Source organism: Klebsiella sp. CN_Kp100, assembly GCF_040065315.1.
GTDB lineage: Bacteria > Pseudomonadota > Gammaproteobacteria > Enterobacterales > Enterobacteriaceae > Klebsiella > Klebsiella oxytoca.
Map to the genome: position 1 here is coordinate 202,382 of NZ_JBEAIJ010000001.1, position 12,291 is coordinate 214,672.

Genomic DNA, 12,291 nt, shown 5'->3' on the forward strand with positions numbered 1-12,291 from the left:
AAGGCTGCATAGCGTGCAGCGCCAGGTTTGTTAATGATGAGGTCCGTGAATGCCCCGCAGTTTATGGTTCAAGGTTATTGTTTTACTGGCCGCCCTCTGGGCGCCGTTAAGTCAGGCAGACACCGGATGGCAACCAATTCAGGAAACCATCCGTAAAAGCGACAAAGATACCCGTCAATATCAGGCGATCCGCCTCGATAACGGCATGGTGGTATTGCTGGTTTCCGATCCCCAGGCGGTAAAATCGCTGTCGGCGCTGGTCGTTCCCGTGGGGTCGCTGCAGGACCCCGCTGAGCATCAGGGACTGGCCCACTTCCTGGAGCATATGACGCTGATGGGGTCGAAAAAGTACCCGCAGCCGGATAGCCTCGCCGAATATCTCAAAATGCACGGCGGCAGCCATAACGCCAGTACCGCCCCGTACCGCACCGCCTTCTATCTTGAAGTAGAAAACGATGCTCTGGACGGCGCGGTCGATCGCCTGGCCGATGCCATCGCCGCGCCGCTGCTGGATAAAAAATATGCCGACCGCGAGCGTAATGCGGTCAACGCCGAGCTGACGATGGCGCGCAGCCGCGACGGGATGCGGATGGCGCAGGTCAGCGCAGAAACCATTAACCCGGCGCACCCCGGCTCGCAGTTTTCCGGCGGTAACCTTGAAACGCTGAGCGACAAGCCCGGCAAGCCGGTGCTTGATGCCCTGCACGCCTTTCGCGATAGCTGGTATTCCGCCAACCTGATGAAGGCGGTGATCTACAGCAACAAGCCTCTGCCGGAGCTGGCAAGTATCGCGGCGGCCACCTACGGTCGCGTGCCGAACCACGATATCAACAAACCGGAAATAACCGTCCCGGTGGTGACCGATGCGCAGAAGGGCATCATCATTCACTATGTCCCGGCGATGCCGCGTAAAGTCCTGCGCGTGGAGTTCCGCATTGATAACAATAGCGACCAGTTCCGCAGCAAAACCGACGAGCTGGTGACCTATATGATCGGTAATCGCAGCCCCGGCACGCTCTCAGACTGGCTGCAAAAGCAGGGGCTGGCTGAGGGTATTCGCGCGGACTCCGACCCGGTTGTCAACGGCAACAGCGGGGTGCTGGCTATTTCTGCTACTCTGACGGACAAAGGCCTGGCGCACCGCGATGAAGTGACCGCGGCCATCTTCAGCTACCTCAATCTGCTGCGTAGTCAGGGAATTGATAAACGCTATTTTGATGAACTGGCCCACGTGCTGGCGCTCGACTTCCGCTACCCGTCCATCAACCGCAATATGGATTACGTCGAATGGCTGGCGGACACCATGATCCGCGTGCCGGTCGAACATACCCTGGACGTAGTTAACATCGCCGATCGCTACGATCCGCAGGCGATCAAAGACCGTCTGGCGATGATGACGCCGCAAAATGCCCGTATCTGGTACATCAGCCCGAAAGAGCCGCATAACAAGACCGCCTACTTCGTTAATGCGCCCTATCAGGTGGATAAAATTAGCGAGCAGACTTTTGCCGACTGGCAGCAGAAGTCCAGCGCTATCGATCTCAAGCTGCCGGTGCTGAACCCCTATATTCCGGACGATTTTAGCTTAATCAAAAGCGATAAGGCTTACCCGCATCCGCAGCTGATTGTCGATGAACCGACGCTGCGGGTGATCTACGCGCCGAGTCAGTACTTCGCCAGCGAACCAAAAGCGGATATATCGCTGGTGCTGCGTAACCCGCAGGCGATGGACAGCGCCCGCCGTCAGGTGATGTTTGCCCTCAATGATTATCTGGCGGGTATCGCGCTCGATCAGCTCAGCAACCAGGCTGCGGTTGGGGGCATCAGCTTTTCTACCGGTGCAAATAACGGGCTGATGGTTAACGCCAACGGCTATACGCAGCATCTGCCAGAGCTGTTTAACGCCCTGCTGGACGGTTACTTTAGCTACACGCCAACCGAAGAGCAGCTGGAGCAGGCCAAATCCTGGTACGCGCAGATGATGGATTCGGCGGACAAAGGCAAAGCCTACGATCAGGCGATCATGCCGATTCAGATGGTTTCACAGGTGCCGTACTTTCAGCGTGAAGATCGCCGGGCGCTGCTGCCGTCGATTACGCTGAAAGAGGTGCTGGAGTATCGCGATAACCTCAAGGCGAAAGGGCGACCGGAGCTGCTGGTCATCGGTAACCTTACCGCCGAACGGTCAACGGCGATGGCCCGCCAGATCCAAAAACAGCTGGGGGCGGACGGCAACGAATGGTGCCGCAACAAAGACGTACTGGTTGATCGCAAGCAGCTGGCGATTTTTGAGAAAGCGGGTAACAGCACCGACTCCGCCCTTGCCGCTGTCTTCGCGCCGCCGAACCTGGACGAATACGCCAGCTCAGCTGCCAGCTCGCTTCTCGGGCAGATCGTCCAGCCGTGGTTCTACAACCAGCTGCGTACGGAAGAGCAGCTGGGATACGCGGTCTTCGCCTTCTCGATGAACGTGGGCCGCCAGTGGGGAATGGGCTTCCTGCTGCAAAGCAACGATAAGCAGCCGGCTTTCCTCTGGCAGCGCTTCCAGGCCTTCTTCCCCACGGCGGAAGCCAAACTGCGGGCGATGAAGCCGGAAGAGTTTGCGCAGATTCAGCAGACGGTCATCAGTCAGATGCTGGAGGCGCCGCAAACGCTGGGCGATGAAGCATCGAAGCTGAGCAAAGATTTCGATCGCGGTAATATGCGCTTCGATTCACGTGATAAAGTAGTGGCTCAGATTAAACTGCTGACGCCGCAAAAGCTTGCCGACTTCTTCCATCAGACGGTGGTGGATCCGCAGGGCATGGCAATTCTCTCCCAGGTTTCCGGTAGCCAGAATGGCAAGGCGGAATACGCGCATCCGCAGGATGGCAAAGTCTGGGAGAACGTCAGCGCGTTGCAGAAATCCTTACCCCTGATGCGAGAGAATGAATGACCGACACCGCCGAGTCTCTTGACCCACTGCGCTTGCCCCTGACGGGCGAGCGCCTGATAGAAGCCTCTGCGGGCACCGGAAAAACGTTTACCATCGCCGCGCTCTATCTGCGGCTGTTGCTGGGGCTGGGTGGTGAATCCGCTTTCCCCCGGCAGATCAGCGTGGAAGAGCTGCTGGTGGTGACCTTTACCGAAGCGGCGACCGAAGAGCTGCGCGGACGTATCCGCAGCAATATCCACGAGCTGCGGATCGCCTGCCTGCGCGAAAGCACCGACAATCCTCTTTATGCCGGGCTGCTGGCGGAAATTGACGATAAAGCCCAGGCGGCGCAAACGCTGCTGCTGGCCGAACGCCAGATGGATGAAGCAGCGGTATTTACCATTCACGGGTTCTGCCAGCGGATGCTGAGCCTTAACGCCTTTGAGTCCGGCATGCTGTTCGAACTGCAGCTGATTGAAGATGAATCCCGCCTGCGCTATCAGGCCTGCGCCGACTTCTGGCGTCGCCACTGCTATCCGCTGCCGCGCGAAATTGCTGCGGTTATCCACGAGGCGTGGAAAGGGCCGCGCGACCTGTTGAAATCCATCGACCGCTGGCTGCAAGGAGAGGCGCCGCAGCTAAAATCTCCGCCCCCTGCTGAAGAAACGCTGGCCGAACGCCACCAGCAAATTATTGAACGCATTAACGCGCTCAAACAGCAGTGGCTGGAACAGGCGAGCGAGATTGAGGCGGTACTGGAAACCTCCGGTCTCGACCGGCGCAAGTTCAATCGCGGCAATCAGGGCAAATGGCTGGAAAAAGTGACCGCCTGGGCCCAGGAAGAGACTTTGAGCTACCAGCTGCCGGATGCGCTGGAAAAGTTTTCTCAGCCCTTCTTGCTTGAGCGCACCAAAGCGGACGGCGCACCGCCGGTACACCCGCTGTTCAGCGCGATAGAAGCGCTGCTGGCGACACCGTTAACCCTGACCGATCTGGTGATCGCCAGGGCGATGGTTGAAATCCGCGAGGCGGTCGCGCGGGAAAAACGCCGCCGCGGCGAGCTGGGATTTGACGATATGCTTAGCCGCCTGGATGACGCCCTGCGCGGAGAGAGCGGAGAAGCGCTGGCCAGCGCGATTCGTCAGCGCTTCCCGGTGGCGATGATCGATGAGTTTCAGGATACCGACCCGCAGCAGTACCGAATCTTTCGCCGCATCTGGCGGCGCCAGGCGGATACCGCGCTGCTGCTGATTGGCGACCCTAAACAGGCTATTTACGCCTTCCGCGGCGCGGATATCTTTACCTACATGAAAGCGCGTGGAGACGTCACCGCTCACTATACGCTCGATACCAACTGGCGCTCCGCCCCGGGGATGGTTGACAGCGTCAATCGCCTGTTTAGCCTCAGCGATAACCCTTTTATGTTTCGCGAAATCCCGTTTCTGCCGGTGAAATCGGCCGAGAAAAATCAGGGGCTGCGCTTTACCGTTGATGATACGGCGGTTCCGGCGATGAATATCTGGCTGATGCCGGGCGAGGCCGTGGGCGCAGGGGATTATCAGACGTTTATGGCCCAGCTGTGCGCGGCGCAAATTCGTGACTGGCTAAGCGCGGGCCAGCAGGGCAAGGCGCTGCTGTGGCGCGGTGAAAAAGCTGAACCCGTGCGGGCTTCAGACATCACGGTGCTGGTGCGCAATCGTCAGGAGGCGTCGTTAATTCGCGATGCCCTCCAGCTGCTGTCGATACCTTCCGTCTATCTCTCCAACCGCGATAGCGTGTTTGAAACGCCGGAGGCGCAGGAGCTGCTTTGGCTGCTGCAGGCGGTGCTGGCCCCCGAGCGCGAGAATACCCTGCGCAGCGCGCTGGCGACCTCAATGTTCGGTCTTAACGCGCAGGATATCGAAAACCTCAACCAGAACGAACGGGCGTGGGATGAGCTGGTAGAAGAGTTTAGCGGCTACCGGCAAGTCTGGCGGCAGCGCGGCGTTATGCCGATGCTGCGCGCGCTGATGACCGCGCGGCGCATTGCAGAAAACCTGCTGGCGACCAACGGCGGCGAGCGGCGCCTGACCGATATCCTGCATATCAGCGAGCTGCTTCAGGAAGCGGCGAACCAGCTGGAGAGCGAACATGCGCTGGTGCGCTGGCTGGCGCAGCATATCGCCGAGCCGGATAGCAACGCCTCCAGCCAGCAGATGCGCCTGGAAAGCGACAAGCATCTGGTGCAGATCGTCACCATCCATAAATCGAAAGGGCTGGAGTATCCGCTGGTCTGGCTGCCGTTTATCGCGCGTTTTCGCAAACAGGATCAGGCGTTTTATCACGACAGAACCTCTTTTGCCGCCGTGCTCGATCTGGGCCAGAATGAGGGCAGCATGGAGCTGGCTGAGGCCGAACGTCTGGCCGAAGACTTACGTCTGCTGTACGTTGCGCTGACCCGGGCGGTCTGGCACTGCAGCCTGGGCGTTGCGCCGCTTAGCCCCCGCCGCAGCGACAAGCCCGGCGCCAGCGATTTTCACCACAGCGCGCTGGGGCGGCTGCTGCAGGGCGGAGAAGCGATGGACGCCGCAGGGCTAACGGCGCGACTGCAGGCGTTTTGCAGCGGGGATATCGCCCTGCAGCTCCCCGCGACGACGACGCAGACGCCCTGGCAGGCTCCACAGTCGGCGCTGCCGCCGCTCTCCGCGCGTCTGCTTGAGCGTTCGGTGAGCGATGACTGGCGCGTCACCAGCTACTCCGGCCTGCAGCAAAACGGACACAACGCGGCGCAGGACCTTTTACCGCGTCTGGATATTGATGCCGCAGGCGTCGGCGATGTGGCGGAAGAACCGCAGCTTACGCCGCACCACTTCCCGCGCGGAGCATCGCCAGGCACGTTTCTGCACAGCCTGTTTGAAGATATTGATTTCACCCAGCCGGTCCCCGCCGACTGGATGGCGGAAAAGCTCCAGCTTAGCGGCTTCGAGGAGAAATGGGCCCCAGTACTGACCGAATGGCTCGACGGCGTGCTGCGTACCCGTCTCCCTGGCGCGGAGATCGCGCTGAATCAGCTTAGCGAGCGTGATAAACAGGTGGAGATGGCTTTTTATCTGCCCATCGAGCAGCCTCTGGATCCGCTGCGCCTGGATGCGCTAATTCGTCAGTACGATCCGCTCTCCGTCGATACCCCCATGCTCGATTTCCGCCAGGTGCGCGGTATGCTGAAAGGCTTTATTGACCTGGTATTTCGCCATAACGGCCGCTATTACCTGCTGGATTACAAATCCAACTGGCTGGGGAAAGATCGCGAGGCCTATACCCAGGAAGCGATGATGCAGGCTATGCGCACCCATCGTTACGATTTGCAGTATCAGCTCTACAGCCTGGCGCTGCACCGTTATTTGCGCCACCGTATTGCCGATTATGATTACGAACGCCACTTTGGCGGCGTCATTTATCTCTTTTTACGCGGTATGGATGGACAGGACGGCGGGCAGGGTATTTTTACCACTCGTCCGGCGCGACCGCTGATTGACGGCCTTGATGCGCTGTTTGCTGGAGAAACTCAGGAGGTGGCGCTATGAACCTGGATGAACTATTGCTACAGGCGGTTGAGCAGCGACTGCTGCGCCCGCTGGACGTTCAGTTTGCGCTAATGGTGGCGCAAGAAGCGCATCCGGCGGTGAAGCTGGTCGCGGCGATCCTCAGTCGCGATGCTGGTGAAGGGCACGTCTGTCTGCCGATTTCGCGTCTTGTCGATGATGAACTGTTGAAGGCTAAAGCAGGTGGCCTGAGCGAGCAAATTCTTGAACTGACCGGCGCGCCGGACGGCTGGCTGCCGCTGCTCAATGATTCCGAGGCCGTCAGCTGCGGAGAGCGGCCAGCGCCGATGATTCTCTGCGGCGATCGGCTTTACCTTAACCGCATGTGGCGCAACGAATTAACCGTCGCGCGCTTTTTCAATGAAGCCAATCAGGTGCTGGAGGTGGATGAAGCCCGGCTGGCAGCGACGCTCGACGCGCTGTTTCCGCCCGCAGAGGAAACTGACTGGCAAAAAGTCGCGGCTGCTGTCGCCCTGACCCGGCGGATTTCGGTAATTTCCGGCGGACCGGGCACCGGTAAAACCACGACCGTCGCTAAACTCCTGGCCGCGCTGATCCAGACCTTCTCCAGCCCGCGCTGCCGTATTCGCCTGGCTGCGCCGACCGGTAAAGCCGCGGCGCGCCTGACCGAGTCCCTTGGCGCTGCGCTGCGCCGTCTTCCTCTCACCGACGAACAAAAGGCGCTGGTGCCCACCGAAGCCAGTACCCTCCATCGCCTGCTGGGCGCGCAGCCGGGAAGCCAGCGGATGCGCTATCACAGCGGAAACCCGCTGCATCTTGATGTGCTGGTGGTCGATGAGGCCTCAATGATTGACCTGCCGATGATGTCGCGCCTGATCGATGCGCTGCCTGAGCACGGAAGGGTGATTTTCCTTGGCGACCGCGATCAGCTGGCTTCGGTCGAGGCCGGGGCCGTGCTCGGCGATATCTGCGCGTGGGTTAATGCAGGCTATACCCCGGAGCGGGCGACGCAGCTCGCCCGGTTAACCGGCCAGCCGGTTCCGGCAGGCGAGGGTAATATGGCCGGTTCGCTCCGCGATAGCCTGTGCCTGCTGCAGAAAAGCTACCGTTTCGGTCGCCATTCCGGTATCGGCCAGCTGGCCTGGGCGGTGAACAGCGGCGATCGTAGCGCGGTACGCGCAACGCTGCGCCAGTCATTTGACGATATCGCTCTGTATCCGCTGAGCGCCACCGAAGAGTATGAAGCGATGCTGAATCAGGCGCAGGCGGGCTACGGCCGCTTCCTGCAGCTGCTGCACGCTCGGGCAGAGCCCGAAGAGATGATCGCCGCTTTTGGCGAATTCCAGCTGTTGTGCGCGCTGCGCGAGGGCCCGTATGGCGTCAGTGGAGTTAATGAACAGCTGGAGCAGATGCTCAACCGCAAGCGGGCGATTACGTTACCGCGCCATTCGCGCTGGTATGAAGGTCGGCCGGTGATGATCTCGCGCAACGACAGCGCGCTGGGGCTGTTTAACGGCGATATCGGTATCGCGCTGGAAAGAGGTGGTGACCTGCGCGTCTGGTTCCCGATGCCTGATGGCAGCATCAAGTCGGTACAGCCAAGTCGTCTGCCGGAGCATGATACCGCCTGGGCGATGACGGTGCATAAATCGCAGGGGTCGGAGTTCGATCACGCGGCGCTGATCCTGCCTTCGCGCAGCGTGCCGCTGGTGACCCGCGAGCTGGTTTATACCGCTATAACTCGCGCGAAACGGCAGCTGTCGATCTATGCCGATGAGCAGGTACTGACCCAGGCGGTTGTCGCGCGTACCGAACGACGCAGCGGCCTGGCGGATATTTTTTCCGCTCAGTGATGTTTTCCCCGGTCAGCCGTGCGCTTTCCGGGGAGAGAATCAGGCCAGGTCTGCCATCAACACCTTGGAGCGGCGCTGGTAGTTGTACATCTCTTTTTTGCTCTCCGGCAGCAGGTCAACGTCTACCGGCGTAAATCCGCGCTCCTGGAACCAGTGAATGCTGCGGGTTGTCAGAACAAACAGTTTGCTGAGGCCCATTTGCTTCGCCTGCGCGGCAATTCGTTCGAGCAGCACTTCGCCGCGCGATGAGCTGCGGTAGTCCGGATGCACCGCCACGCAGGCCATTTCGCCGATCTTCTCTTCCGGGAAAGGATAGAGCGCGGCGCAGGCGATGGTGGTGTTGTCGCGCTGAATAATGGTGAACTTATCGATTTCCATCTCCAGCTGTTCGCGAGAACGCCTGACCAGAATGCCCTGCTGCTCCAGCGGGCTTATCAGCTCAAGGATGCCGCCGATGTCGTTAATGGTGGCGCGGCGGATCTGCTCGGCGCTCTCCATCACTATCTGAGTGCCGATACCGTCGCGTGAGAACAGCTCCTGCAGCAGAGTGCCGTTTTCCTGATAGCTAATCAGGTGGCAGCGGCGCACGCCGCTGCGGCAGGCTTTTACCGCGCCGCGCAGGAAGCGCACGGTACCGGAGCTGTAGTCTTCGTCCGCTTCCATCTCTTCAACCCGCGCCTGGGCTTCGTTAGGGAATAGCTCGGGGACGATCTCGCCATCCTGGTTGTAGACCCCCTGTGACGAGCAGAAGCCAATCATCTTTTCGGCTTTGAGCTTAATCGCCAGCTGGGTTGCAATCTCTTCGGAGGTCAGGTTAAAGCTTTCGCCGGTGACCGACACCGCAACCGGGCCCATCAGCACAATCGCGCCGTTATCCAACTGACGGTGAATGGCTTCTTCATCGATGCGCCTGATGCGCCCGCTGTGACAGTAATCCACGCCGTCATCCACGCCTAACGGCTGCGCGATAATGAAATTGCCGCTGACCACGTTGATGTGGGCGCCCTGCAGAGGGGTGTTATTGAGGCTCATCGACAGGCGAGCGGTAATTTCCAGCTGCAGCATACCCGCCGCCTGCTTAACCAGCTCGAGCGTTTTGGCGTCAGTCACTCGGGTTTGTTTGTGATAGACCGGTTCGTGACGGTGCTCCGCCAGGTTGGCGTCGATCTGCGGACGGGCGCCATAGACCACTACCAGACGAATTCCCAGGCTGTGAAGCAGGCCAATGTCGTTGACTATGCTAGAGAAATTATCATGCTCGATGGCTTCCCCGCCCAGCATGATGACAAACGTTTTACCTCTATGGGCGTTAATATAGGGGACAGAATGGCGGAATCCCTCTACCAGTTCGGTGCGACGTTCCTTCACCATGACACAACCTCAATGCATGATTATTCGTAATTTATGTATTTTTATTCTGTTTTGCCGGCAAACGCAAGCCCCAATTTCTCGCGCAACCGAGAAAACAGTGTGAGCCAAATCAGGGTGTCAAAGATTGTTTACCCTTTTATAGATGACAGGTTATGCGCCTTTCGTTAAAGTTTCTGGTCAATCTGTTTGTTTTAAATACGAATGATTTCTTACTGCTTGGGAGTGGCATGTCAGGATACAAGTCAGGATTAAGCCGCCGCCGATTTTTACAGGGGGCGGGCGCCATGTGGTTAATGAGTGTGAGTCCGGTTGGGTTGGCTGCCGCGGCGCAGGTGGTTGCCGTACGCGTCTGGCCATCATCGACCTACACGCGCGTCACCGTGGAGTCCAACCATATCCTGAAATATCGGCAGTTTGCGCTCAGTAATCCTGAACGTGTGGTTGTGGATCTGGAAGGCGTTAACCTCAACTCCGTCCTAAAAGGCATGGGTAACCAGATTCGCAGCGACGATCCCTATATTCAGTCCGCCCGCGTGGGACAATTCGACCCGCAAACCGTACGCATGGTGTTCGAGCTGAAACAGAACGTAAAACCGCAGCTGTTCGCGCTCGCTCCGGTCGCCGGTTTTAAAGAGCGTCTGGTCATGGATCTCTACCCTTCCAACGCGACCGACGTGCAGGATCCGCTGCTGGCGCTGCTCGAGGATTACAATAAAGGCGATCTGCAGCGGCAGGTTCCGCCTGCGGAGAGCGGGCCGAAACCGGGTAAAGCCGGGCGCGATCGGCCTATCGTTATCATGCTCGATCCCGGACACGGCGGCGAGGATTCCGGCGCCGTCGGTAAATACCGCACCCGCGAGAAAGACGTGGTGCTGCAGATAGCCCGACGGCTGCGCGCGCTGATCGAGAAAGAGGGCAACATGAAGGTCTATATGACCCGCAACGAGGATGTCTTTATCCCGCTGAAGGTTCGCGTCGCCAAAGCGCAGAAGCAGCGCGCCGACCTGTTTGTCTCTATTCACGCCGATGCGTTTACCAGCCGTCAGCCGAGCGGCTCGTCGGTATTTGCCCTGTCAACCAAAGGGGCTACCAGTACCGCGGCTAAATATCTGGCTCAGACCCAGAACGCCTCGGATCTGATCGGCGGCGTCAGCAAAAGCGGCGATCGCTACGTCGACCACACGATGTTCGACATGGTGCAGTCGTTGACCATTGCCGACAGCCTGAAGTTTGGCAAGGCGGTGCTGGAAAAGATGGGAAATATTAATAACCTGCACAAGAATCAGGTTGAGCAGGCGGGCTTCGCGGTGCTGAAAGCGCCGGATATTCCATCGATCCTGGTGGAAACCGCGTTTATCAGCAACATCGAAGAAGAGCGTAAACTGAAAACGGCGAAATTCCAGCAGCAGGTTGCAGAGTCGATTCTGGCAGGGATTAAAGCCTACTTCGCCGACGGCGCGACGCTGGCAAGGCGAGGATAACGCAACAGGAAAGTGAAATGGCTCTATTAAAGAGCGCGCACGGCGGCAATATTCGCGAGGCCGCCGCGCTTATGGGCATCTCTGCGGAGCAGTTGCTGGATTTTAGCGCCAACATCAACCCGCTGGGGATGCCGGAAAGTTTAAAGCGCGCAATCCTCAACAATATGGACTGCGCTGAACGCTATCCCGACGTTGAGTATCAGCAGCTGCACCTTGCGCTGGCGGAACATCATCATATTCCTGCGTCGTCGATCCTTGCAGGAAACGGCGAAACTGAAGCGATTTTTACCCTGGTACAGGGGCTGAAACCGCGCCAGGCGATGATCGTCACTCCGGGTTTTGCCGAATATCGCCGGGCGCTGCAGTCGGTGGAGTGCGCGGTGCGGGAATTTCTGCTGCGCGAGGAGGATGGCTGGCAGCTCACCGGAGCGATTCTTGACGCCCTGACGCCGGATCTGGACTGCTTATTTCTCTGCACGCCGAACAATCCAACCGGCCTGCTGCCCGATCGTCGACTGCTGGCGCTGATTGCTGAACGCTGTCAGTCGCTGGACATCGCCCTGATCCTCGATGAGGCGTTTATCGATTTTATCCCCGATGAGCCAGGATTTATTCCGCTTCTGGCCCACAATCCGCACGTGTGGGTGCTGCGTTCGCTCACCAAATTTTATGCCATACCCGGCCTGCGCCTGGGGTATCTGGTCAATGGCGATGCGCGGGCGGTGGCAAGAATGCGCGAGCGCCAGATGCCGTGGTCGATAAATGCTTTTGCCGCCCTGGCGGGGGAGATCATTCTCCAGGATAGCGCCTACCAGCAGAAAACCTGGCAGTGGCTGGCGGAGGAAGGGCAGCGCTTTTATCATCAACTGCGCCATATTCCCGGCCTGACGGTCTATCCCGGACAGGCAAACTATCTGTTTCTGCGCTGCGACGTTGCGGATCTGGATCTGCAATACGCGATGCTGCAGCAGCACATCCTGATCCGCAGCTGTGCCAATTATCCAGGGCTCGACGGGCGCTACTTTCGCGTCGCGATCCGCAGCCAGCAGGAAAATACCCGACTGCTGACGGCCTTCAGGCGGGTATTTAACGAGTAGATGCCTGCCGCTATTGTTCGTCTGCGGTTCTTC

6 protein-coding genes are annotated in these 12,291 nt (G+C 59.0%); 5 read left to right on the forward strand and 1 reads right to left on the reverse strand.

The window, feature by feature from the left end:
- Positions 1 to 49 precede the first annotated feature (49 nt).
- The 3 genes from ptrA to recD are packed head-to-tail and all read left to right on the forward strand — an operon-like array spanning position 50 to position 8,309.
- Positions 50 to 2,935, forward strand: coding sequence for a pitrilysin (ptrA, locus tag ABLV12_RS00970; protein WP_053064397.1), 2,886 nt, complete (start codon positions 50 to 52; stop codon positions 2,933 to 2,935).
- Positions 2,932 to 6,477 carry an exodeoxyribonuclease V subunit beta gene (recB, locus tag ABLV12_RS00975; protein WP_064397371.1) on the forward strand — a complete coding sequence of 1,182 codons (3,546 nt, stop codon included), beginning with the start codon at positions 2,932 to 2,934 and terminating at the stop codon, positions 6,475 to 6,477. The genes ptrA and recB overlap by 4 nt, the downstream gene beginning before the upstream one ends.
- Positions 6,474 to 8,309 (forward strand): exodeoxyribonuclease V subunit alpha, encoded by a 1,836-nt coding sequence (recD, locus tag ABLV12_RS00980; RefSeq protein WP_064397373.1) that lies wholly within the window; start codon positions 6,474 to 6,476, stop codon positions 8,307 to 8,309. Before recB ends, recD begins: the two co-directional genes overlap by 4 nt.
- A gap of 39 nt (positions 8,310 to 8,348) precedes the next feature.
- Here recD and argA read toward each other — a convergent pair whose 3' ends face one another.
- On the reverse strand, positions 8,349 to 9,680 hold the full coding sequence (argA, locus tag ABLV12_RS00985; protein ID WP_004105227.1) for an amino-acid N-acetyltransferase: 1,332 nt from the start codon (positions 9,678 to 9,680) through the stop codon (positions 8,349 to 8,351).
- 227 nt (positions 9,681 to 9,907) lie between these two features.
- On the opposite strand from argA, the gene amiC reads away from it, so the two are divergent.
- Both amiC and cobD read left to right on the forward strand, forming a co-directional pair.
- Positions 9,908 to 11,161: an N-acetylmuramoyl-L-alanine amidase AmiC gene (gene amiC / locus ABLV12_RS00990; protein WP_024274647.1), complete on the forward strand. Its 1,254-nt coding sequence runs from the start codon at positions 9,908 to 9,910 to the stop codon at positions 11,159 to 11,161.
- 17 nt (positions 11,162 to 11,178) lie between these two features.
- Positions 11,179 to 12,258, forward strand: coding sequence for a threonine-phosphate decarboxylase CobD (gene cobD / locus ABLV12_RS00995; protein WP_004105223.1), 1,080 nt, complete (start codon positions 11,179 to 11,181; stop codon positions 12,256 to 12,258).
- Positions 12,259 to 12,291: the final 33 nt, after the last annotated feature.